The 24,715-nt window shown below is 68.1% G+C and carries 13 protein-coding genes; 8 read left to right on the top strand and 5 right to left on the bottom strand.

The genetic code is table 11. From position 1 onward, the window contains the following. The first annotated feature begins 135 nt into the window (after positions 1 to 135). Positions 136 to 1,452 carry an ATP-binding protein gene (locus tag ABGB10_RS26690; RefSeq protein WP_347663722.1) on the top strand — a complete coding sequence of 439 codons (1,317 nt, stop codon included), beginning with the start codon at positions 136 to 138 and terminating at the stop codon, positions 1,450 to 1,452. Here the strand turns inward: ABGB10_RS26690 and dcm are convergent. Next, on the bottom strand, positions 1,442 to 3,400 hold the full coding sequence (gene dcm, locus ABGB10_RS26695) for a DNA (cytosine-5-)-methyltransferase (RefSeq protein WP_347663723.1): 1,959 nt from the start codon (positions 3,398 to 3,400) through the stop codon (positions 1,442 to 1,444). The two genes, ABGB10_RS26690 and dcm, sit on opposite strands and share 11 nt — an antisense overlap. A 398-nt stretch (positions 3,401 to 3,798) precedes the next feature. Between dcm and ABGB10_RS26700 the strand changes: the two genes are divergently transcribed. From ABGB10_RS26700 to ABGB10_RS26715, 4 genes are read left to right on the top strand one after another with little or no spacing between them, the layout of a single operon-like run. Next, positions 3,799 to 5,784: an AIPR family protein gene (locus tag ABGB10_RS26700; protein ID WP_347663724.1), complete on the top strand. Its 1,986-nt coding sequence runs from the start codon at positions 3,799 to 3,801 to the stop codon at positions 5,782 to 5,784. Between the two features lie 43 nt (positions 5,785 to 5,827). Beyond that, positions 5,828 to 7,342 carry an ATP-binding protein gene (locus ABGB10_RS26705; protein ID WP_347663725.1) on the top strand — a complete coding sequence of 505 codons (1,515 nt, stop codon included), beginning with the start codon at positions 5,828 to 5,830 and terminating at the stop codon, positions 7,340 to 7,342. Beyond that, complete coding sequence (locus ABGB10_RS26710) at positions 7,339 to 8,328, top strand: PD-(D/E)XK motif protein (RefSeq protein WP_347663726.1); 990 nt, start codon at positions 7,339 to 7,341, stop codon at positions 8,326 to 8,328. The genes ABGB10_RS26705 and ABGB10_RS26710 overlap by 4 nt, the downstream gene beginning before the upstream one ends. Next, positions 8,325 to 11,228 (top strand): Z1 domain-containing protein, encoded by a 2,904-nt coding sequence (locus tag ABGB10_RS26715; RefSeq protein ID WP_347663727.1) that lies wholly within the window; start codon positions 8,325 to 8,327, stop codon positions 11,226 to 11,228. Before ABGB10_RS26710 ends, ABGB10_RS26715 begins: the two co-directional genes overlap by 4 nt. A 125-nt stretch (positions 11,229 to 11,353) precedes the next feature. Here ABGB10_RS26715 and ABGB10_RS26720 read toward each other — a convergent pair whose 3' ends face one another. Then, on the bottom strand, positions 11,354 to 15,397 hold the full coding sequence (locus tag ABGB10_RS26720; RefSeq protein ID WP_347663728.1) for a tetratricopeptide repeat protein: 4,044 nt from the start codon (positions 15,395 to 15,397) through the stop codon (positions 11,354 to 11,356). 190 nt (positions 15,398 to 15,587) lie between these two features. Continuing rightward, positions 15,588 to 16,217, bottom strand: a complete 630-nt coding sequence (locus tag ABGB10_RS26725) for a hypothetical protein (RefSeq protein ID WP_347663729.1) — start codon at positions 16,215 to 16,217, stop codon at positions 15,588 to 15,590. 88 nt (positions 16,218 to 16,305) lie between these two features. On the opposite strand from ABGB10_RS26725, the gene ABGB10_RS26730 reads away from it, so the two are divergent. Further along, a complete protein-coding gene (locus ABGB10_RS26730) occupies positions 16,306 to 16,812 on the top strand; it encodes a GNAT family N-acetyltransferase (RefSeq protein ID WP_347663730.1) in 507 nt (168 codons plus the stop codon). 35 nt (positions 16,813 to 16,847) lie between these two features. Here the strand turns inward: ABGB10_RS26730 and ABGB10_RS26735 are convergent, their stop codons facing one another. Further along, the gene (locus ABGB10_RS26735) at positions 16,848 to 17,531 is read right to left on the bottom strand and encodes a hypothetical protein (RefSeq protein WP_347663731.1); all 684 of its coding nucleotides are present in this window, start codon (positions 17,529 to 17,531) and stop codon (positions 16,848 to 16,850) included. Continuing rightward, entirely contained in the window at positions 17,524 to 21,690 is a 4,167-nt protein-coding gene (locus tag ABGB10_RS26740) for a CHAT domain-containing protein (RefSeq protein ID WP_347663732.1), read from the bottom strand. Before ABGB10_RS26740 ends, ABGB10_RS26735 begins: the two co-directional genes overlap by 8 nt. Positions 21,691 to 21,795: 105 nt before the next feature. On the opposite strand from ABGB10_RS26740, the gene ABGB10_RS26745 reads away from it, so the two are divergent. Both ABGB10_RS26745 and ABGB10_RS26750 read left to right on the top strand, forming a co-directional pair. Continuing rightward, positions 21,796 to 22,977, top strand: coding sequence for a toll/interleukin-1 receptor domain-containing protein (locus ABGB10_RS26745; RefSeq protein ID WP_347663733.1), 1,182 nt, complete (start codon positions 21,796 to 21,798; stop codon positions 22,975 to 22,977). Positions 22,978 to 23,319: 342 nt separating this feature from the next. Beyond that, positions 23,320 to 24,633: a reverse transcriptase family protein gene (locus ABGB10_RS26750; protein WP_347663734.1), complete on the top strand. Its 1,314-nt coding sequence runs from the start codon at positions 23,320 to 23,322 to the stop codon at positions 24,631 to 24,633. Positions 24,634 to 24,715: the final 82 nt, after the last annotated feature.

Here is a 24,715-nt window from a genome sequence, read left to right on the forward strand (position 1 = left end):
GATGGCTGCCGGCCGCACGTGCGGCTACCCGGTCACGGGTTGGTTGCCGTCGAACTGGTGTGCGTCCGACGGTGTGGCTGGCGGGGGAGTATGACATCCTGGTCCCCGTCATCGTTTTCGACCGGAGGAGGCGTCGTGAGCGCTCGGAACCTGTACAGCGTGGCGCCGTCTGCTGCGCGGTTGACCGACTCCCTGCGCGACATCGGTTACGACTTCCCGACCGCCGTGGCCGACGTGGTGGACAACAGCGTCGCCGCGGGCGCGAGCCGCGTCGAGATCGACATCGTGTTCGACGGGTCCGACTCGTGGGTGATGATCGCCGACGACGGCGAGGGTATGAGCGCCAACGGACTGTTGGAGGCGCTGCGCTACGGCAGCCGGCGCGACTACGGTCGCGGCGACCTCGGCCGATACGGGCTGGGGTTGAAGACCGCATCTCTGTCGCAGTGCCGGTCCCTGACGGTGGTCAGTCGCAGGAGGGCCGCCACGGCCCGCACCGTCTCACGAATGATCGATCTCGATCTCATCGCCGAGGTGGATGACTGGGTCGTCGCCGAGCCGGCGAACGACGAGCAGGTCATCAAGGCCCGCGACACGGTCGCGGACACGGGGGGCACCGTGGTGCTGTGGCGCGGACTCGACCGGGTTCTGCCCGAACGTAATCCGGAGGGCGGGTGGGCGCGTCGCCGGTTGGAAGCACTGGCGGGCAGGACGGCTGACCACCTGGGTACGGTTTTCCACCGTTTCCTTGAGGGCGAGGCCGGCGGTGGCCTCGTGATCACGGTCAACGGCGAGAAGGTCGGGCCGTGGAACCCGTTCGCACCGGACGAGCCAGCACGGGAGGTGCTGCCTCCGCTCCGTTTCGAGGTGACCCTCGGTGAGGCCACCGGCGTGGTGTCGTTGCAGCGGTACGTCCTTCCATCCCGCGACCAGTTCACGTCGCAGGCGGAGTTCGAGCGGCTCTCGGGCCCGCTGAACTGGAACCGTCAGCAGGGCCTGTACGTCTACCGTGCCCAGCGGTTGGTCCAGTGGGGCGGCTGGAACGGCATGCGAGGCATCGACGAACACACGAAGCTCGCGCGGGCGGCACTGGATTTCGACACGGATCTTGACATCGTGTTCAACATCAACGTGGCGAAGATCAGGGTGGCCATGCCGCCGCAGTTGCGTCAGCTGCTCGAACGCCCGGTGCACGAGCTGTGCATGCGGGCGGACGACGCCTACCGCAAGAACTCGCGCGGTGAATCCGAGGGCTCGAAGGTGGCCTCCGAGCAACTGGCGGCCCTGTCGCGCAGCGAGGCGTCCGGGGCGACGCCGCCCATGCCGGTTGTCGGCTTGGCACTGCGAGCCGCTGCCATGCGTGCGGGTGAGTACGCGGCCCTGCAACGCATCGGGGAGAGGTTGCGGGCCGAAGCCCCTGACGTCGCCGCCGCGCTCGGCTTCAGGGACTGACCACCGGCTGCCGTTCAGTCCGGCCGCCCCGTTTGGCTGCCTCGCTGCATGCCTTCTTGAGGGGGCAGCGTGGGCAGGCAGGGTCGGTCGGGCGGCAGACGGAGGTGGCAAGCTCGATCAGTCCGAGATGCGCCCGCCGCGCGTCGGTGTCATCGCCGATCATTCGGGCGACGGCCAGACGTCCCGCGGTCATCCTGTTGCTGCGTTCGACGTGCTCGCCGGTGAAGCGGGCGGCGACGCGGTGGGTGCCCTTGGTGATGAGCACGGGTTCCTCCGCGTTGTCCTCATCGCGGGTCGGGATTGCGAGGACGGCGAGGTCGGCAACCGAGGCGTCGACCCCGCGGAGGCTGTGGATCTTGTCGTCGTCGAGGAGGTCCGGTTGCGACATGAGCGTGCGCGCCAGTTCGAGCAGCCGCTCGGCACGGTGTTCACGGTTGATCCACCGCCCGATCTCGACGAGTTCATCGCCGGCGTCGACGGTGTCCTGCGGCTGCTCCCATCGTTCGAGCAGTGACCAGAGGATTCGGATCTGCTCGGGTGCTGCCCGGTCGAGGAGCATCTCCGCGGAGATGACCTGCCACCGTGTCCGCGCGCGCAGCCACGGCAGGGCCGGCTCGCCGAGGTCGTCAAACCAGGTGGCAAGGGCCTGAGCGATGTCGCCGCTGCGGTAGGGAACTGGCCTTGGGGCGTCCAGCGCCGTCATCACGGCACGCCCGAGCTGGGTGCCCAGCGCAGGGGGCACGGCGTTACCGATCTGGCGAAACGCCGCCGACGGTGGGCCGGCGAAGCGGAACCAGTCGGGGAAGGTCTGCAGCCGCGCGGCCTCACGCACGGTCAGTGTGCGGTCCTGTCGGGGATGGATGTACCAGTAGCCATCCTTTGCGATGTGCGCGGTGATCGTGCGGGAGTAGGTGTCCTCGCTCAGGCGCTTGTACTTGTCGTCGAAGATGTCGTCGCGGTAGCGCTTGACGTCCTCCGGTAGGTCCGAGTACCGGGTGCCGGCGTCCATCATGTCGAAGGCACGCAGGTCGTCCTCGCGTACGGGTCGGGTGATGTGGTCGAAGACCTTGCCCGTGTCCGCCGGTGCAACGCCCCGACGCATCTGCCTCTGAAAGGCAGAAGCGGGGCCGGCGTAGTCTGACCAGCCGTCGGCACCACCCTCGGGCCTCCAGCCACCCTCGACCTCGGGTAAGTCGCTAATCGCGTTCCACACCGACACCCGGTCCGGTACCTCCTCAGGCCAGTCGAAGGCTATCCCGTCTCGCAAGGCGACCAAAATCAACCGCTGGCGGAACTGAGGCACGCCGTAGCGCAGGGTGTCGACCACTCGTTCCTCAACCGCGTAACCGATTGACTCCAACTCGTGCACCATGGTGCGGAGAATGAACATCTCCCGATCGAGTGCCATGTCGGGGACATTTTCCATGATCACGGCGGCAGGTCGTGCCAGCTGGATGACCTCCAGGAACGAACGCCAGAGGTCCCGGCGTTCGTCGTGCGCCGGACGAAGGCCGTGGCGAACCTGATGACGGATCAGTGAGCGGCCCGCCCGAGAGAAGGGCTGGCAAGGCGGACCACCGGCGAGCAGCTCGATTCCCGCCTCCTTGACCAAGGCGGCGATCCGCCTGACGTTGGCGGACTCTCCTAGGTCGCAGTCGAGGGTGAGGCCCGGATAGTGGTGTCGGTGCGTCTCGACGGACTCAGCGTCGCGGTCGGCCGACAGGATCACACGGAACCCTGCCTGGGTGAGGCCCAGGCTCAGGCCGCCGGCACCACTGAACAGGTCCGCCGCCAACCGCTCGCCCCGCTCACGGCACGCTGCTGCGAAGCGGAGGAAGTCGCCGTCGTCCTTGGACGCCTCAGGGTGTGGCGCCAGGCGTACGAACGGGCCACGCACGAGCTTGACGCCGTAACCCGCCCGACGCCGTTCGACGGCATCGTCCGCCACCCGCGTCACCTCCTCGATCAGTCAGAACGCACTGCGCAGGTTACCTCTGCGGTCCGACGCCACGCGTCGGCCGCCCCCGCGTCGTCACGACGGATCGTCCCCCTGACGGCAGCGCACGAGACTCCTCGGGCTCCGATCGCGCCACAGGTGGTTCGACCGACCCGGAACAGGACCGATGCGGTGATGAACAGGACCGATGCGGTGATCAAGACTCAGCCCGGTGGGTCTTGTCGGTCCTGTCCTCATCAGGGAGAGTTAATGCCATCAGCGACCGAGTCGGCGCGTACCGTCACCCGACATGCCGAACGATCCCCCGGAGAACTGCATGCCCCTCACAAGTCCGCCCGGCATGTGCGGCCCGCTGTGCCGTAACCGTGTCCTGCGGCACAGGGGTGCGCGTGGCTGAGTCGGACGTCAGCGACTACGCGCACGGCCTCATCGAGGACGTCAGGACCCAGGCTGAGATCGAGGGGTGCGACCTTCAGGAAGCCTTCACCCAGCTGATGCTCGACCAGCTGGCCGCCGACGGACACACCGAGGATGCCGTGGCGGTGCACTTCAAGGACCACGGTGTCGAGGTCAGCGGCTACGGTGCCGCGTCTGACGACCGGTCGCTGGACCTGTTTCTTACCCACTACAGCCCCCGCGCAGACGACGGCCACAAGATCGGCCGCGCCGAGGTCGATGCGGCGTTCAGGCGCTTGGAGAACTTCCTGTCCCGCTGTGTCGGCGGCACCCTGACCAGGCGTGACCGTTCCTCGGACGTGGCGGGTATGTGTGCCACCGTCAGCGAGAGATTCGGTCGGGTCGAGTCGGTGCGTCTGGTGCTGGTCACCAACGCTCGCAGCGTGGTCCGCGACGGCATCGCGCCGATGCTGTTCGAGGGCAGGCACGTCAGCCGGGAGTTGTGGGACCTGCGACGCCTGGCCAACTGGTCGACCTCCGGAAGTAAGGCCGAGCCGATCGTCGCGGAGTTCCCGGAAGGGCTGCCCTGCCTGGCCACTCCGCGAACCGACGAGGACTACTCGGTTCTGTTGGCCATCGTGCCCGCCAGCGGACTGGCCGAGCTGTACTCCGCCCACGGGGCTCGGTTGCTGGAGCTGAACGTGCGCTCCTTCCTGCAGGTCCGCGGCGCGGTCAATCGAGGAATCCTGGACACCCTGAAGAGCAATCCCGAGCGGTTCCTCGCCTACAACAACGGGATCGCAGCCACCGCCTCGAAAGTCGAGTTCGGTGACACGGCGTCCGGTCAGCGGGTGATCCGCCGCATCCACCACCTCCAGATCGTCAACGGAGGGCAAACCACCGCAACCATCCACCACGCCCACCGCAACAAGGTCGACGTCGGTGCCGCGCACGTGCAGATGAAGCTGACGGTGGTCTCACCGGACCGGCTCGACGACATCGTCCCGCAGATCTCCGCCTACTCCAACACCCAGAACCGCGTCACCGCCTCGGACCTGAAGGCGAACAGTGCCTTCCACGTCGACGTTGAGCGGATCATGCGGACCCTGTGGGCACCGCCGAGCCCCGCCCATCCGCACGACACCCACTGGTTCTACGAACGGGCCCGCGGCCAGTACGCCAACGCTCTCACCCGTGAGGGGACACCGGCCCGGCAGAAGGTGTTCAAGGCCGCCAACCCGTCAGCCCAAAAGTTCACCAAGTCCGACCTGGCCAAGTTCGAGCACTCCTGGAGTATGGAACCGCATCTGGTCAGCCTCGGGGCGGAGAAGAACTTCACTCTGTTCTCGCAACGGCTGGACGAGCAGCAACCGGTGGTCGACAAGCAGTACTGCCGACACCTGGTGGCCAAGGCAATCCTGTTCAGGAAGGTCGACAAACTCGTCGCCAGACAGAACTTCGGCGGGTACAAGGCCAACATTGTCACCTACACCATCGCGAAACTCGCCCACGCCACCAGCCAAAGGGTCGACCTCGACCGCATCTGGCGCAACCAGGACCTCACCCCCGCGCTGCAGGACGCAATAACCGACCTGTGCCCGCTTGTGCAGAAGGTCATCACCTCGCCACCCGAGGGCCGTACCAACGTGGGCGAGTGGACCAAACGACCGGAGTGCTGGACGGCGGTATGCGAACTCGCCTGGGTCATCCCGCCGCAGCTGGATACGGAACTCGCCGACGTCGACACCTACGGCGACGACCTGCAGCTGGTCCGGGATACCACCGGGGCCGACTGGAGCGACCTGACCGCCTGGGGCGCCGCCACAGGGAACCTCAGCCCGGAGCAACGGAGGTCGGTGACCGAGGTCACCCAAGCCCTGCACCAGGGTTGGGACCCCGCGGGCAAGCACCTGCGCGGCGCGCTGGAGGCCATGCGCCACGCCCGACGCCACGGATTCCGTCCCGTCAACGGCTTCTGACAGTTCCGCCCGTCACACACCGGCCACACCCACTGGAGCGTAAATGTCCGTCTGGTCTCAGGAGGTCCCCACCGAGGGAGCGGTGCAGCTACCGCCGGACCCGCGGGCAATGGACGCCCTGGGCCGCAACCACTCCCTGGAGACCGCCCTCGCCGACCTGGTGGACAACTCCATCGACGCCGGCGCCACCGACATCCTCGTCCGATTCGTCCAACGCGGCACCCGCCTGGTTGGGCTCTACGTCGTCGACAACGGCCGAGGCATCAAACCCGACCACATCGACGCGGCGATGACCGTCGGCGGTAACCGCCACTACACCGGCGAGGACCTCGGGCACTTCGGCCTCGGACTCAAAGCAGCCTCGTTCAGCCAAGCCGCCAGCCTCACCGTGCTGTCCCGCGCACCCGGACACGCAGCCGTGGGAAGACGCTGGAAACTCACCTCCGGTAAGCGCGACTACACCTGCGACATCGTGGCCGGTACGTTCGCCGCCGCGGAGCTCGACCGCAACTGGCAACTCCCCACCAGCGGGTCAGGCACCATCATCCGCTGGGACCACGTACACGGCCTACCCTCGTCCGACGACCCCGAGCAGGTCGACGAGTTCCTCAGCCGCACCATCTCGCACCTGCAGGGGCACCTGGGCCTGACCTTCCACCGCATCCTCACCGAACGCGACATCCGAATCGTCATAGACGTCGAGGACATCCAGCTCGGCGTCGGCGTCCGTCACCCGGTGGCACCCACCGACCCCTTCGCCTACCCCGACACACTGCCCGGTTGGCCCAAGGACCTGAGGGTACGGACCAGCGGAACCGACCTGCTCATGCGCTGTCACATCTGGCCGCGCCGTTCCAACTCCCCCGAGTACCGACTGCCCGGCGGGGCGGAGGCCCGCCAGGGCCTCTACTTCTACCGTCGTGGACGACTCCTGCACGCCGGCGGCTGGGAGGGCATCCACGCCTCCGACACCCGACTCCAGCTTGCTCGGGTCTGTATCGACATCGACGGGGACACCACCGGACTCTTCGTCATGAACCCCGAGAAGTCTCGCGTGTCGGCCGGGCCCCGCTTCGCCCAAGCCGTCGCCACGGCACGCGCCGACGACGGCACCACGGTCACCGACTACCTCCAGGCCGCCGAGGCGGCATGGATCAACGCCAACCGACGGACGACCGCACGCCGTAAGGCTGTGCTACCACCCGGCAAGGGTTTCCACCCCAAGGTATCCCGTGAGGTCCGCAACGAGTTGCCGCTACTCCCCGAGGAACCCCTCAACATCCAGTGGAAGCGCTTCACCACCGACGCGTTCCTCGAATTCGACCGCGGAACCAGGACGCTGTGGCTCAACCAGGCGTACCGCCGGGCCCTGCTCGGCGGACGACGCGGCGGCGCCAACGACGCCCCGGTTCTCAAGGCCCTGCTGTTCCTGCTCGCCGGCAACGTCTTCGAGGGTGCGCACTTCGGCGCCCGCGACAAGGACAACATCGACCTCTGGCAGGAGGTCCTCACCACCGCGGCCAAGGCGGAGAGGTCCACCTTCGAGGCCCGCTCATGACGACACCGGCAGACCGTCACCTCAGCACCGACAGCTTCAGCGACTACCTGAGAAGCAGTGTCCCGATCGACCACCCGATCACCGGGTCACCCCGACTCGTGCTCTTCGTCGACCCCCACGCCAGGCGAGTCGGGCTACGCGGACCCGCAACCTCCCACGAGGTTGTACCCGCCGGGCTGGAGCACCTCAGCGTCCGCGTCGTGCACCACGACGGGCAGCGGATGATCGAGGTTGCCGTCACCGATCCCCGGCTCTTCGTCGATGCCTATCCCCTGCTGTGCGCCGTCGCCGACCGAGTCCAACTGGACCAACAGACACTGACCGCCGCGCTGGTCGAGACCCTGCGCCGCCTCGGACATCTCCTGAAAACTGAGGACGCCCTCTCACAGGAGAAGGAGACGGGGCTCATCGGGGAACTACTCCTGTTTGCCGGCCTCGTACACGCGGCCGGACCGGACAACGCGCTCGCGTCATGGCGCGGCGGGCAGGCCGAGGAGCACGACTTCGGGCTCCCTGACCACGACGTCGAGGTCAAGACCACCGTGTCCGAACGCCGCGCCCACTGGATCTCCTCGCTGACCCAGATGGTCGAGACCGGCGGTCGGGAACTCTGGCTGGTGTCCCTGCAGATCACCGCCGCCGGCAGCGCGGGCCGCACGCTACCGAACCTCATCACCAGTGTCCGCGGCAAGCTGTCGTCCACGGCCCACCGCGCCACATTCGACGACTTGCTCCGCGGCTCCGGATGGCGGGACCGCTACTCGGCCACCTGCCAACGCCGGTGGCGTCTACGAACACCGGCCGAGGCATTCCAGGTGACGGAAACGTTCCCACGCCTCACGCCCCGCCTCCTAGCCGACGCCGGCGTCGACGGCACGCACGTGACTGACGTCCGCTACCGCTTGGACCTCACCGGACGAAGCGGCGACCCGACGCCACAGATCCTCACCGACGCACTGACGAGGGGACAGCGGGAACTGCCATGAGCGACACCGTCACCACCGCCTACAGCGCCGCCCTCGACGCCATGCAGCGTCCCGGGCCAAAGCCACTGCACACCCTGGCAGCCATGCTGGGCGGTGACACCCTAAGTCTCGCTGACGGGTCCGCCCTCCAAGCGCATCTGCGTGACGCCGGCCCCGAGGACGCCCTGCGCCAACAGTTCGCCCACACCCTTGCCGCGTGGGACCACGAACAAAGCAGCGCCCCTTGGACCGGTGGCACCAGCCACAACACCGCCGAACGCCGCGCAGCGGTGATCACCGCACTCGGCGTCGACGAGCCAACCGCGAACCTTTTCGCTGACGTGTTTCCTCACGCGTCCGCCGACGGTCTCATAGTCATCGCCGACGACTGGGAGGAGTGGCGCACCCCCCAACGGCGTACCGAACGCAACTTCTACTGGGCGCACTATCACCGCTACCTTCTCGACAAATGGCGCAACCCCAAGGCCGTTGCCGACTTGGACAGGGCCACCGAGGAGGTTGTTCGTAGGCTGTCCGACCCGACCCGCCCCGTGGCGTACCAGGCCAAAGGGCTCGTGGTCGGTTACGTCCAGAGCGGCAAAACCGCCAACTTCACCGGCGTCGTGGCCAAAGCCATCGATGCCGGATACCGGCTCGTCATCGTGCTCACCGGCACCACCAACATGCTCCGCGCCCAGACCCAGCGGCGCCTCGACATCGAGCTGTGCGGCCGAGAAAACATCGAGCGGGAGATTTCCCCTCACGACCAGAAGGCCCACGAGTACCACGACGACCCCGACTGGAAACGCGACCGCTTCGTCCGCCACGGTGGTAGACCGTCCGACTCCGGTTACCCCGACATCCACCGCCTGAGCAAGCATGCCAGGGATTACAGCGGACTGCAGATGGGATTCTCTGCCCTCGAGTTCAAGGGGCGCGAGCGGAACCGAAAGTTCTACGACGCGGTGAACCTCCACACCAGCGACGCCCGTCTTGTCGTCGCCAAGAAGAACGCGCGCGTCCTTCAGGACTTGGTGGCGGACCTAGGCCGGATCAGCGACCGCCTCGGCGAGGTGCCGGTCCTCATCATCGACGACGAGTCCGACCAAGCCTCGGTCAACACCGTCAGCCCGAAGAAGTGGAAGGAGGACAGCAAGAAGCGCACTGCGATCAACCGCCTCATCGGGCAGCTGCTGCGCATGATGCCCCGCGCCCAGTACGTCGGCTACACCGCCACCCCCTACGCCAACGTGTTCATCGACCCGTCCGACGTCGAGGACATCTTTCCCCGCGACTTCCTCATCTCCCTGCCGCGACCTAACGGCTACATGGGCGCGGAGGACTTCCACGACTTCGACGCCGAACTGCCGGTCAAGCAGCGACCTCTCGAAACTTCCAAGGAACGGGCACACGTGCGGCACCTCGGCGACGAGCCCGACGACGGCGAACTACGCCGCGCAATGGACATGTTCGTCCTCACCGGCGCCGTCAAGCTCTACCGCCAACGACACGGAACCACCTACCGGCACCACACCATGCTCGTCCATGAAGCCATGGGCAAGGACTCCCACCGGCAGACAGCCGAGCTGATCAGCCACCTGTGGAACACCGCCGGCTACTACCGAGCCAGCGGCTTGGCCCGGTTGCGGGAGCTGTACCTCACCGACGTCCTGCCCGTGTCCCGCGCACAGGCACCAGCACTGCTTACACCCGCCGACTTCGACTACCTGCGCGACGACATTGGCGCAGCGCTTGGGCTCATCAGCCCCGCTGACCGTGACGGCAGCCCGGTCATCGTCGTGAACAGCGACACCGACCTTGAGCGGCAGCAGGAGAGTCTCGATTTCGACAAGCGAGAGATCTGGCGCATCCTGGTCGGTGGTAACAAGCTCGCCCGCGGCTTCACCGTGGAGGGGCTGACGGTGACCTACTACCGACGCGCGACGTCACAGGTCGACACCCTTATGCAGATGGGCCGCTGGTTCGGCTTCCGGCACGGCTTCCGAGACCTAGTTCGTCTCTACACGACCGAAGACCTGCACGACATGTTCGAGGCTGCCTGCCGCGACGAGGACTTTCTACGTCGCGAACTACGCCAGTACGCGGCCCCGGCCGACGGCAGGCCCCAGCTGACCCCCCGGCAGGTCCCACCTCTGATCGCCCAGCACCGCCCGGACCTGCGACCCACCGGCCGCAACAAAATGTGGAACGCAAAGCTCGTCCTGAAGAGCTCACCCGGCCAGCCGATGGAACCCGTGGCCTTCCCCTCCGTCGGAACCAAGATTAAGCACAACCTCGAACAGTGGGAACCGCTACTCGCTGCCGCAGCCCAACGGTCCGTCAGGTTCGTGGTGCCGGGAGCCAAGACCACCTACGAGGCGGGGGCGGCAATCGTCAGTCACGCAGCGCTTCTGGCCGTGCTCGGCAACCTCAAATGGCTGGCCGATGACACCTTCCAACCCGAACTCGCCTGGCTGCGCCGCCTGAGCGACGACCAACTCGCACGGTGGGTTGTGCTCCTGCCCCAGCAGACGAGGTCCACCACACGACGCCTCGTCGCCGGGCACGGGCCCTTCAGCATCTTCGAACGTCAACGCACCTCGTCCAGCGCCTCGTTCCGAGTGTTCAGCGAGGAACGACACCGGAACGCAGCAATGAGGATTGCCGGTTTAGACACAGCGACCCCGGATCTCGTCGCCGACGCCCTCAGGGGCGCCTCCACCGGAGCGATCATCCTCTACCCGACCGTTGAGAAGGGCAACCTCTCCGGACGTGAGGGCGAAGCCGTCGAAGATGATGAGGTCACAATCGGGTTCCACCTGGTCACCCCAACTTCCACGGTGCCAGCCGGCGGCAAGATATTGCACTGGGTGACCGTGGACAAGACGAACCCCTACGCTCTGGTCGTCGATACGCCATGAGAGCCGCTGAGATGCCTCGTAGGGCCCGTCGCGGAGCGCTACGAGGTGAGAGACCGGACGATGGATGGGCTCTGAGGCCGTGTTGAGGTTCAACCAAGGTTGCGGTGCTGGGCCATGGATGCCAGTCAGGCACCGTCGGTCGTCACCGCCGAGGGGTCTCCGGGTGACCGGACACTCCAAGCGCTGAGTACGCCGTCGGCCGGCGCCGTGCTTACTGGGGTAACCATGTGGAAGGCCAGGGTCGTGGTCTTCTCGTCGGCGGGCCCACCGGCGACCCCGTCTGGGACAGCCTCCGCGACGGCGTAGACCAAGAGGCAGCCGGTGGCCGGCCCGCTGAGCCGGTCCGCAGCACTGTCGGCGACCTGCGAGGAGAAGCCGGCGATCCGGCGGGCGGCCGCCCGGTGCAGCGGGGTGGACATGACCCGGAAGGGGCCACGATCGGTACGCCGACGGACCGAGATCCTAAACGGCCCGCTTCCCAGGATTGTCCGGGCGCTATCTGCGCGCGCATTTTCGGGGAACACGATGACCCATCGGGCGAGCTGATGCTCGGTCAGGCTCCGCAACCAGGTCAGGTGGGGCTGGAAGGCATCCTCCGCCAGCCAGGTCAGCCCGCCCAGCACGGACATCAGCGTCCGATGGTCGACGGCCGACACCAGGGCCGGGAAATCTCCGTCCCGGATCCCGGTGCAGAAATGCTGCTTAGTCCGCGGGATCCGCAGCACTGGCTCCCAGGCCCGGAGATTTTGCCGGATCACCATGCCGTCGGCCGGATAAGCCACCGGCTCGATCGGGCGTCCCGGTGATCGCAGCTCGATCAGGTACGCGTTCCAGTCCCGGTCCCGGCGCTGAACCCGGACATCGGGGCGTAGGGCGACCAGTGCCTGCGGCAGCTGGCGGGGCGGGAGTGGACCGAACGTCACGAGGCCGTGCCGAGCGGCCGACTCCGCGCGAAAAGCCGCCAGTAACGGGCGGTGCAAGGCCGGCGTCGTCACGAAGCGAATCAGGTCCCGGTAGGCCGCGCGGTACCCCAGGGATTGTCCCGCCTGAGATAGCAGGTCTAGCGAGGCCGAGGTGTACCACATGTGCGTGATCGTGGTGCCGCTCGACACGGTGCCCCGGCTCGCGCCGGAAAGCACCATGACCGACCATCCCGACGCTCGGCCTTTTTGCTCGTGGCGAGTACCCAGGTCGACCTGCACCGGCTGCTTACCGATCAGCCGGAGAGTAGCGGCCAGATCGGCCTGCAGACCCTCGAAGTCCCGCGGCATTGGCAGCTCAGGAGCGATCGACCGGCTGACCGGCAGAATGTCGGTTTCGTACCGGTGCCGCAACCTCTGACCCCGGTCGCCGTCGTCCTCGCGCCACAGCGCCTGGATGCGCTCAGCGAGCAGCCGGCGCTCGTCGCTCCGGCGTGGACCGTGAACGAGCAAAACGTGATCCCCGACCGGACCGTAACCCGATCGTTCGCGATAGAGCCGGACCGCGCCGGTGAGGACCCAGAGGTCCAGCGCGGCCCGCAGCGACTCGTACCGCTCGTTCTCATCAAAGAGTCGGACGTGGGCCGGCCGCTCGGAGATCGCCGCTGGGTCGGCAGACGCCAGCGATTCCGGGTCGAGGTCCCGCAGGATCGCCGGCCCGACGTAGCCGTCCAGGGTTGGAAGGTACATCACGAGATCCCGGGGGAACAGTCCCGCCGGGTGGGCCGGATCCGCCAGCGCGTTCGTGAACAGGGTCTTGCCGAACGCGACATATGCCGCCTGAGGCAGTTGCTGCGTCAGCAGCCGGTGTATCTGCCTCGCGAGTGAGCCCTCGACCCGCGTCGTGTGTTCCCAGTCCCGGCGGGGCATCGCCGAGACGGTCGCCTCGTCACTCACGTCGTCGATGACCAGGGCCGGATATCCAGATATTCCCTCGCTGTCGATCTCGGCGAGCAGCCGCCGCACCGCCGCCATGTTCTTCTTTAGAACAAGGATTCGGACAGAGCCTGAACTGTCCGTGGCCCCGAGGGTGCGCTCGATCCGGTGCCGCACCTGCTGTTCCTGTGCATTCAGCGGACCGGTCAGCACGATGACTAGGCGGTAGCCCCGGTCCAGCGCCATCGCGACGGTGGCGATCAGCCAAGCCGAGATGCCCGCGCCTACATGACCGACCACGAGACCCCGGAACGGTCTCGCCGCCCCGGCCGGAGGCATCCGGCGGATCAGCTCCGCCGACTGCGCCTCGACCGCGGACACCGTGGCGTGGGGGAACCCGGCGTCGACGATCAGGTGGTTCCGGCACTGCCGCCAAGCAGGCCCTGGCTCGAGCCGGGTTGGCGCCGGCGAGCCCTCATCGTCGAAGGTCACCATCTCAGGCGCGGGTTTGGCGAATCCGCTCTCGGGCTCGGTTGCGGGCTCGGCCAGATCGTGCAGCTGCTCGGCGGCGAGCAGATGCCGCTGCTCGGCGGCCCGCTGGTACCAGAGACGCGCGTACCCGAGCTCCTCGCGTTCCTCCATCAGCAGGCCCAGGTTGTACATCGCGTCGGTATCCCCGGCCGCCACCGCCTGCCGGTACCAGTAGGCGGCACCAACGTGGTCCCCGCCAATCTTTCGGAGCACGCCCAAGTTCGTCATCGCCGCCACGTGCCCGTGATCGGCGGCCCGCCGGTACCACTGCGCCGCCTCGACGTCCTCGCCGGACTCCCGCAGCATCATCCCGAGGTTCACCATTGCCGCGATATGGCCGGCATCGGCGGCGCGCCGGTACCAGTCCCTCGCCTCGTCCCAGGCCGTCCGGCGGCTGATCAGGACCGCCAGGTTGAACATCGCCAGCGGATCCCCGGTGTCGGCCAGCGGGCGCATCGCCGCCTCGGCCACATCGTGCTCGCCCCGAGTGTACGCGGCGGTGCCAATCAGGAAGAGGGTCTCGGATTTGGCCCGCCCGAGCAGCGCATCCCAGACGATCCGCGGGACCGCCGCCTTGACCAGCCGGCCCTCCCCGTGATCGGTGCGGTCGACGAGATAGTCGGCGACCTGGTACCCGTCGCCGCTCCCGGGCCAGAGGCATGAACTTGCGCCGAGAAGCGGTTCACTCGCCCAGGCCAGCCCGGCCGCGGTCGGCGGCAGGTCACCGCGCTCCCGCAGAGCCGGTGTCAAATAGTGCCGGAAGAGCACAGTTAGCAGATCCTCAGGGATCGGCCGGGACCATCCGGCGCGGCGGCAGTCCACAGCGGCGCTGATCAGCGCCTGGCCCAGGTCCGCTAGCCGGTTCCCCTCGGCGGTCCAGCGCTGCATCAGCTGCGGGCCCGCGGCCAGGTATTCGGCGAAGCCCGCGTCCGCCCCGGCCGCCGCCACGATCCGGTCGTCATCGCTGCGCCGAGCGATCCGCTGCTCCACCGGGCTCAGATATTGGTCGATGCGGACGCGCCGGTCCTCCGAGATGCGTTCGAGCACCCCGACACCGGTCCAGAACTCCTCGGCAGCCGGCACGCTGCCCAAACCGGCCGGTCGCCGGTGCAGCCGGTCGAGTTCCTCGCCCCGAATTGTGGCGAGGACGACGACATCGGAACGACTTGGCGGGCACAGCCGCTCCAGCACGCTGCGGTCGAGCCCCTGCGGCGTCAGGTAACGCTCAAGGTCGTCGAGCCAGACGACAACGTTCCGCAGTACCTCCCCAGAGTCGGCAAGCTCCCGGAGCGCCCGGCCGGACTCCGGCACCAGCAGTTCGTGCTCCGGCCGCATCCGGTTAATCGCCTCAAAGGCAGTGCGGGTCTTCCCCACCGCGGCGCGGCCGTACACCAGCACCACGCCGCCGCCGGCCACCAGCCAGTCCAGCTCCTTGTCCGCCTCGCGTTCGAGGTAAGGGAGGGCGTTCCGGGCTGTCGGTCCGGTGGAACCGATAGCCGCTTTGACCCCGAGCTGTGCCGGGCGCAAGTCGCGGACCCGGGGCAGGTCCTCCTCGAATAGGTGGAGGGCGCACCGCCGCAGGATCTCGCGCCGGGCCTGCCGTTGCGGACGACAGCGCGCCTGCAGGACGAGCTGTCCGAACAGCACCGAAGTGCCGGCTACCCCAGCCAGGCCGCCGAGGATGCTCATCCACTCGTCCGCCTGGCTGCGGCCCTGCCGGGTCAGAAAGAAGACGAGCAGAAGAAATCCGCACGCCGCGATCCCGGTGAGCCACCAACGCACGCACCCCATCCTCCTGGGTGCGGCGTGCCCGGGCAAACAGTTGGCGGCTCGGACCGGTCTTGACAGCATTTTCGCCGCGTCGGCAGCAGTGGTCAGCGCCGGTTGGTAGCCGTTCCCTATGTCCCATGCTTCGATCAGAGAGCAAGAGCTATCGGAGATCGACGGTCGCCCCGGCAGTCTGAACGCAGGTTCACACCACCGTCAGGCCGCCGTCCTCGTAGGCGCTGCGCTGAGGCTGCGAAACCTCCTGCATCTCCACCCACGACTGGTCGCCCAACCCGACCTCTATCCGCAGCCGGAGCGGCTCGTCAACGTAGTCTCTACGCCACGCCGAATCACCACCCGAATACCAGGCCGGCGGAGTGGTGCGCTCGACCGTGAACAGCCACGAGTCGGTGACCTCTTGGCCGTTCTGCTCGGCGGCACGCCCATCCGCGTCTGCACCATCGGTACCGGGACGCAGCCGGAACGGTCCCCACACCTGCTGACGAATGTGCTCCGCGGTCACGCCGTGGCGTGGTTGCCGGTTCTTGCCGTCGTCGCGCACCTCAACCCGGATGCGGTCGTACCGCTCCACGTCCCGAGGACACATTAACTTCACCACCACCAGGCCAACCTCTGGCGGCCACCTCATGTCGAGCGTCAGGTGCAGATCGGGCCGCATCTCCCGATGCCGGCGCTTTTGCTCAGCGTCGGCCTGATCGCGGCGCACACCAACGGAGGTTCGCCACGCCAGGGCGGCGACAACCGCGCCTGCGATGGTAACGGGAGCCAGGAGCACCGCTGCCCAATCGGCAAGGTTCATGTCTTGGATGTTCACTCCAAAATGATTGCGTGCCCGAGCAAGGGGAGGTAACGCAGTTGTCAGGCGCCGGTGAGGCGTGGACCGCCGTGCCTACCCTGGCTTGATGCTGCTACGCGAGTCCAAGCCCGGCGACTACCACCAGATGGCGGACATCCTCTACGGCATGGGCCACGACCAGGAAGGCTGGGACTACCAGTACGCCTCCGAGGGAGGCCCTGAACCGTCCCTGCCGAGTTGGGTGGCCGTCGACGGGGACGAGGTTCTTGGCCTGGTCGAGGGTCGCTTCGACTCGACGTATGACGAGCGCCTCGAGCAGTCCGGCCATCCCCTGCCGCAGGCATGGATATACCTGATTGGGGTCCGTCCCGAGGCGCAGCGGAAGGGCGTCGGCACAGCTCTGCTGCGTTGCTTCGCCGAGCAGGCAGCCATGGCAGGCTGTTCTTTCGTCGCTCTGTTGCCTGACCGCAGCGATGACGACCTTCTGAAGCGAGTGGCTTTCTTCCGGTCCTGTGGCCTCATGCCGTTGGTGGACGGTGATCCTGAGGACGTACACGGGGCGCCACTTGCCGAATTGCTAGCCCGTCTGCCGGAGCTGCCGGGCGAAGGCTGAGACCCGTGCGACGCCTGGCGTGGAATGGTTGAGGGTTACATGGCTGGCAGATCAACAGTCCGTACGACGGGCGGTAGGTCCGCTCGGTACGGGAGCAACCCGAGCCGGCGGTGTTTGACGGTGGCGGCCACCGTGACGTCCGCTCGGGCGGGAGTGCCAGCTGGCGTCTTGACCACGATGGTGAGTTCTTCGTCGCCGATCAGCGGCGCGCCGCTCACTGCTCGGAAGCGCCATTCGGGGTCGCTGTCGTGCTCGCCCATCCCGACGACGAAAAGCTCCTCGCCGCTGCCGTCCGGTGCGTATTCGACGGTTGATTCGATGATCGTGAGTTTGGCCGTGAGTGAGATACGGCCGGTCCGGGGCACGACGTGGGAGCGCCGCTTCGGGTTGATGGACCAAGCGATCGGCTGCCGATCGGCGGGCGCGTCCGGTGCTTTCAGGTGCACGCCGACGGCCGCGTCGACGATTGGGTCGCTGCCAGGTGCGGCACGAAAGGCGCAGAACAGGCTCAGCATGAGGTAGGTGCTGTGCTCCGACTCAGCCTCGAGGAACTCCCGCCAGTCGGGGTCGGAGGTCGCCGAAGCGGCGGTCAGTTGACGCACCACCGGACTACCGAGAGAGACGCGACCGAGAACACGCGATGGCGCATCGGGCGCGTGCAGCCGTGGCTCCAGTACGAGGTCGACCTCATGAAGTGGGGCGGTGGTTTGATCATCCACTTGTTGGCTCCTCGGTGGTCGCGATGGTGCGCCAGTCTCCGATGAAGACGAAGGTGCCCCAGTCACGGTAGGCGGGATGGCGGTCACGGGTAGCGCGCTGGGCCGCGTCGAAGGCGGCGCGCCGATCCGGGTCGGAGGCGAGCCGCTGGTAGAGATGGCCGAAGAAGTCGGTGGCAACCTGGGGATGCACGGGCCACAGGCAACCGATGACGGTCGTCGCGCCGGCGGACAGCAGGGCGGCCGGCAGGCCGCGGAGGTTGTCGTTGGGGTCGAATCGGCCCAGCGCCGACTCGCAGGCGCTCAGTGTCACCAGATCCACTCCGCGCAGGTCGGTGCGCAGGATGTCGTGGGCGAAGACGCGACCGTCGTCGTCGGCTCCGGGCGACAGGTAGAGACATTGGAACCAGGGTGCCCATTCGTTGTGGGCGCCGTGGGCGGCGACGTGGATGTACCGTGCTTCGGCCAGCGCGGCGAGGAAGCGCTGTGGGGTGGCGGCGGTACCGAGGATCGCCTCGCCGGCCATTGCCTCGGCGACCTGTGCGGCGTGAACCTCCAGCGCGTCCTCAGCCGGCAGGCCATGTCGGGTGCCACCGGCCGCCGAGGCAAACGCGAGGAAGCGCCAGCGGGTCGAGGGTGGGCGCCCACGCAGCAGTTCGGCGCTGGGAACCTGGGTAACTGTCCAGTCGTCGGCGAGCGTGCCGCTGCCGGCGGCGAGCAGGTGGAACGGGACGTAATGAAGTGGCCCGTCGGCCCAAACGCACAGGTGCCGGCGGCCTTCCGCGTGCCAGTGCGGCACACGGTCGAGGAATCCGGCGAGGAACGTGTCAGGCCGTTCGGCCAGAATCTGCTGGGCGTCGCGGGTTACGACGCGATGCAGTGGATCAGCGGTGATGGCGCGACGAAGGTCGGCGACGCGCAGCGCGAGCGGGGACAGCGTGAGGTGGTGGGTGCCCCGGTAAAACCTGATCAGGCCGCCGGCGAATTGTGGGAGCAGCATGCTGCGGTGCTCGACGCTGTCCCGGCTGATCGCCAGCCCATGCAGGGCGGCGACCGGCGGGCCTGCCGCGTCGCGGCGGCCCTCACCGAGCATCAGCGACACGAGCACGGTCTCCGGTGGCAGGAGCGCCTGCACTTCGTCGAGCGCGAGCAGGGGCAGCCGCCACGGGCTGCGGGCGGTCGTCAATTCGTCGCTGACGCGTCGATCGGATGCCCGCTGCCGGTTGCGATGCACGGCATCGACGTCGGACTCGGTCTCAGCCTCCGCGGAGCCGGCGTAGCAGACCATCGCCGTCTCCGCCCCGCCAGGCAGCTCGACGTCAGGCGGCGGGCCGGGCAGCAGCGCCTCGTCGGCCCGGGTCCGCTGCAGGTCCCGCAGCAGGCGAGGGGTGGCCGTCAGCGGCCCGCGCGAGCGCAGCGCCGAGGAGAACCCGCGGCCCTTCGCGGCCTGGTGGACGACCGCCACCGCAGCGACGTCGACGCTGGATCCGATCAACCCAAACAGCAGCCTGCGGTAGAACTGGTGCAGCGTCCAGGCCACGGATTCGTCGGCTCCGGCCCCGAGCCCGGCCGCGGCGGGTAGCAAGGCGGTGGCCGCGCGGCCGGCGGTGGCGTCGTCGCAGGCGAACACCTGCTGCAACCCCCCATCGAGGCTGTTCAGTGCGAGGTCGAGCTGTCCGCACAGGGCATAGCGCAGGGCCGCAGAGCCGTACTCGCGCGCCGCGTCGCCGTGCGCGTCGGCGCTGTCGGCTTGCGTGGCGAGGTCATAGGCGAGGCCTGCGTCGAGATAGTCGATGGCGTCGTGGTGCCAGTCCCACAGCTGCGGCGCCGCCTCGTGGGCCTCTGCTATTAGATCCCGGCCGAGTTGGTGGGCACCGTCGACGGGCGAATGCGCGGCCAGGTGGATGAGCGTAGCGGCCCACTCCGCTCCGCTCCAGCTGTCCTCATCCGCCAGGGCCCGCGCTTGCTCGACCAGTTCCGGGATCTCGCGAAGCGCTGGTGAGCAGGGCAGGTGCCCGTCGACGAGCAGGTGCACCTCGCTCATCCAGCGCTGACGGCGGTGCGCGTCGTTCCACAGACGGGGCAGTTCGTCGTCCGCTGCCGCCAGCAGTTCCGCCTCCAGATCCGGCCGTACCGCCTCTGCGGCGAGTGTGAGGGCCTCGGCGAACGTGGAGGATGCCTCGTTCAAGCCGTAGCGGTCTCGCAGTGTGGCGAGTGGGACTGGTAGGAGGTCGACCAATTCGTCAGGCAGACCGACCTCGCCGAACCGGTTCAGGATCCGCAGCAGGTACAGGTAGCCAATCACGTCGTGGGCCGGGTTGAGGAGGGCGAAGGCCTCCCGGCACGCCAACCGGATCTCCTGGTCGGCCGATTCCTGTCGCAGCCCGGCGAGGAAGGAACGGGCCTCCGCGAGCGCCTTGAGCGCTCGGCCGCGTTCGTGACCGCGAGCCAGCTCAGCCGCCCGTTCCAGGTACCCGACGGCCTGTTCGGCGGCTGCCATCGGCGATGGCAGCGGGCTCGGGTCCACATCGTCGGACCGTTCGGGGCCAGCCATTGACTGACGTCGATGCCGAGCCAGCCAGAGGCTATGCGCCCCGTCGAACGACAGCCCCGACGTGTGTGCCATATACGGGGACAGATGCAGCAGGCCAGCGGCGAACAGGGTCCCAGAGAGTTCGTCGCGCTCCTCAGCCTCGCGTGCTCGAAGCAGCGTGAGCTGCCGGGTCAGCACGTTGTGGGCTTCAACGAGGCGTTCTCCACTTGGAGTATCAGCCAGGCTGTGCCGCACCGCTTCCACATAGGCATCTGCGGCCCTCCACCAGGGGCCGTCCCTGGTGGCACCCCAGCGGCTCTCCGCAGCCGCCATGGCCAGCCGTAGCAAGAGCACAACGTCGGCGGGGACGTCACGGCGGCGCCTATTGACGGCTGCCTCGACCACCAGGTCAACGGCGGCGGCGGACAGCGCGAACGCCGGATCGACGACCCGACGGAACCCCTCGGCCTCCGGCAGCACCCGGGCGCCGACCTGAACACTGAGCTGGGCCAGGGCGTTGGCCTGCCGAACGTCCGCCTCGTAGGCATGCGGCGCCGGCCGGTCGCCGTTCCCGACAGGGAGCGCCGCCGGCACGGCAGAGTCGGCCTCGTCGGTCGCGCGGGCAGTGCGAGCATTCTCACGGATCCACAGGGCCATGACCCGACGTAGGTTGGCCAAGGCCGCCTCGCCGTTGCTCGACGGATCCCCGTCAGTCGCTCGGCGTAACCATTCGGCGGCTTCGCGCAGCAGTCGCACTGCCTGCTGTTCTGCCGGCACGGCGACCTCGGCCCGTCTCCCGAGTGCCGTCCCTACCCCAGCGCAAGCGTTGGCGTACTCCCGGGAATCGGCCGCCACGTCAGCCAGCGCGGCGCGATACGCCGACTCGGCTGCCAGCAGGTCACGGGGATCCTTGGTGACCGCGAACCGCGTCAGGTAGGCGTTGCCGAGTGCCGACTGGCGCGTGGACCGAAGCTCCGCTGTCACCTCGGAGCGGACGGAAGCGGCACTCAGCGCATCAACTGCCGAGTCGACATCGGCGCGTCGACGGGCGGCCGGCGCGTCGGTCGCACTGGCGCGCAGCAGCAGTGCGTGTCCAAGCAGGGTGTCGCGGCCGCCGGCGTCGCTGGCATCGGTGAGCGCTCGCAGGAGAGCGATTGCTTCGTCGACAGGAACCAGGCTTCCGGACTCTTCCCCATCGATGATCAGATCAGCCGCGCGGTCAAGAGGATCTCGCCATGGGTCGTGTCCTGTCGCGCGGATGACGTAGGGCCACAGGTCCCGCGGCACCCGCCTATGGTCGGCCAGGAAAAGTAGCCCGTACAGATCGAGCGCTTTGACCAGCTCCTCCCTGGCACTACGGCGCGAATCCTGACCGGACGGCGCATGTGAGTCGGGTTCGACGGACGTCACGAGGTGCTGCCAGGCGACGAACCTTGCGTGGTAGTACGCTGCGGCCGCGTAGAGAGCGTCGGTGTCGACAGACTCGCGGTCGGTCACCTCATCAGCCGTAAGACGCAGCAGATCCGCCGCGACGCCCAACCCATCGGCATCCAGTACCCGCTGCGGGGGTCCGCCCGCCTGGAAGTTGCTCACCCGGCCTACGAGATCCGCGAGCAGGACATCCCGCACTCCCGGCACCTCCGTAGTCACGACCAGGACCAGTGTATGGAGAGGCGGCAACTATCGCGGCGGTCCACGACGGGCGATGTCGCCGCCTGTACCTATCCTGGTCAGGTGGACGGTGTAGCGAAGGACTTCTTCATCTCGTATACGGCCGCTGACAAGGCATGGGCCACCTGGATCGCCTACATCCTCGAGGCGGACGGCTTCGCAGTGACCATTCAGGAGTGGGACTTCCGGCCAGGCAGCAACTTCGCCGTTGAGATGGACAAGGCCCTCAAGCAGTGTCCCCGGATGATCGCTGTGCTCTCCCCGGCCTACCTGAAGGCGCCCTTCCCAGCCTCGGAGTGGGCAGCCGTCTTCGCCAGCGACCCTGAGGGCGCGAAGAACGCCCTCGTACCGATCATGGTGCAGGAGTGCCAGCCGGAGGGGCTGCTCAGCCAGGTGGTGCAGATCCGCATTCACGGACTCGACGAATCCGCTGCGCAGAAGCAGATCCTGGAAGGCGTCCGCCGCGATCGGAACAAGCCCGCCACACCCCCGCCGTTCCCGGGTACCTCGGCGGCGTCTACTGATTCGCCCGCCCAGGCTGTGCCATATCCGACAGCCAACGCTGCCTCGCCGGCCATCCCACCGCGACTGCGCTGGCAGAGCCCGGGACCGCCGGTCAGCATCTCTTGGCGCAGCGACCTCGACCAACGCACCCAGGACCGCAGGCTAGGCGCCGCAGCCGTCGAGGTGCACCTAGCCTTCGCCGCCGACGATGCGCGACTGCAAGTGAGCGAGCTGGCCGCCCTCGCCGACCTGCTGCCCGACCATGGCCGACAGCACGGCATGTTCACCCGGCTGGAAGCCCTGCACGCGCACGCCGACTCCACCGTCGCCCGGGCGACGAGCAGCGGCCGGGACAACGAGAAAGGGCTCGTGGTCACCCGATCCGGGCAACGGTCGGCGTGGGCCCCGCTGCCCCGAGGCCAAATGGGCGCGGTGCTCGACCGGGCCGACCTGACCAAGCAGCTCACTGCCATGCTCAACACGCTGACGGCGCTGGAACTACCTCACGGCTACCTCGTCGTACCCGCCATCGGTCTCGACCCCGCCGCCATGATCGCCTACGGCAAGGTCAACGTGCCGAGCAACACCGCAACCTACGGGTTCGGGCAGGTAGGCCACATCCACGTCTCCCCGGACGAAGCCATCGACTACGGCGACGTCGCCGCCCGCCCCGACGACGTGGCTGCCGAGCTCGTCGCGCGTCTCATCGCCGACCACCGGGCCGCCACAGGCCTACGCTGAAAACACACTGATCATCGCCCCCCGCTAGGACGAGTCCCAGCAGGAAGCCGCCGCCGACCACCGGCCGCGAAGGTGCTCGGTGAAACGGTTCTCTGGGCCGCGCCACGCGCATCACGGACACCCGATGGCGGTCTGCGTTCTCTACGCTGCTCCCATGGCAGCGTGTCCCGAGCTGACCAGGCCGGCCCCCCTCGCGGGGTGCGGTCACGGTCTCTCCGGGGCAACCCCGGGGACGCGATACTCACCTCGGCACCACACCACAGGTGCGTCGGCACGCTCCGCGAGCCTGTGCACCCGCACGACCGGGCATCGTCGGGACACGCTGCCACCACCGGCCCGCTCGTGACCACCATTCACGCCCTGGCCACCGCGCTCGGCGACGCGTTCCTCGCCGGCGACGGCTGGCGCCGCGCTGATCTCGTCGAACAGGGTGGGCTCGTCCTCGGTGTCCGACGCCGGTGGCTGTGGCCGGTCGCCGACGCGGTGCTGGTCGCCTACCCGCGCCCACCCACCGACCGGCCGCGCGAGCTGGCCACGTTCCTGAGCACCCTCGATCCGCTCCGCGCGGCAATCGCCGCCGCCCGCCAGCACCAGCGGCCGATCGCGATCCGCACGCGGCCCGTAACGCCGACCCGCACCGTCCGCCGCCCCTGGCACACCCCGGTCATCGATACCGTCGGCGACCTGGCCGCGATGCTCGACCTGCGCATCGAACACCTCGACTGGTACGCCGACCGACACGCCATGAACCGGCGCGCCACCCCCCACCGCCTGCACCACTACCACTACCGCTGGACCGACCTAGGCCGGCTGATCGAGGCACCCAAGTCCCGGCTCCGCGCCCTGCAACGCCGGCTGCTCACCGAGGTCCTCGGCCCAATTCCGGTCCACCCCGCCGCCCACGGCTTCGTACCCGGCCGCTCCGCACACACCTTCGCCGCCGCCCACGCCGCGCAGCCGGTCGTCGTCCGGATCGACCTGCTCGCCTTCTTCACCCACATCCCCGCCACCCGCGTCCACGGGCTGTTCCGCACCGCCGGCTACCCCGAAGCCGTCGCCCACACCCTCACCGGACTCTGCACCACCCGCACCCCCCACGCCGTCCTGCGCCGCGCACCCACCGACCTACCGCACCGGACAGCCCGGCTCACCGCGCTCCGCACCGGCCACCTGCCCCAAGGCGCGCCGACCTCGCCCGCTCTAGCCAACTTGTGCGCCTACCGACTCGACCGACGCCTCACCGGCCTCGCCGACGCCTTCGGCATCGCCTACACCCGGTACGCCGACGATCTCGCCTTCTCCGGCGACCTCACCACCCGACGCATCGACGATCTGATCGCCGCCGTCACCGGCATCGCCCGCGACGAGGGCTTCCAAGTCCACACAGGTAAGACCCGCATCCGCGGGAGCGCGGACCGGCAACTCCTCGCGGGACTCGTCGTCAACCACCACCCCGCCACACCACGCGACGAATACGACCGGCTCCGCGCCATCCTCCACAACGCCGCCCGCACCGGCCTCGCCGCGCAGAACCGAACCGGCCACCCCGACTTCGCCCAATACCTCATCGGACGAGTTCTCTGGGTCGGTCATTACCATCCGGCACGCGCAGCCAAACTCGCCACGATGCTGGTCCACGCTCTCGCGGCACCGTAGACTGACGCGGCGCGGCAACTTCGCCGGATCTGATAAGGACGTGTCGGACCGAACGAAGCGCGGCCTGAGCAGGAATTACGCC

This window comes from Micromonospora sp. B9E7, from assembly GCF_039871815.1.
Taxonomy (GTDB): Bacteria; Actinomycetota; Actinomycetes; order Mycobacteriales; family Micromonosporaceae; genus Micromonospora.

Coding starts and splice junctions, on each gene's coding strand:
- ABGB10_RS26705 (WP_347663725.1), top strand. CDS start 5,828: ATGTCCGTCTGGTCTCAGGAGGTCCCCACCGAGGGAGCGGTGCAGCTA.
- ABGB10_RS26710 (WP_347663726.1), top strand. CDS start 7,339: ATGACGACACCGGCAGACCGTCACCTCAGCACCGACAGCTTCAGCGAC.
- ABGB10_RS26715 (WP_347663727.1), top strand. CDS start 8,325: ATGAGCGACACCGTCACCACCGCCTACAGCGCCGCCCTCGACGCCATG.
- ABGB10_RS26730 (WP_347663730.1), top strand. CDS start 16,306: ATGCTGCTACGCGAGTCCAAGCCCGGCGACTACCACCAGATGGCGGAC.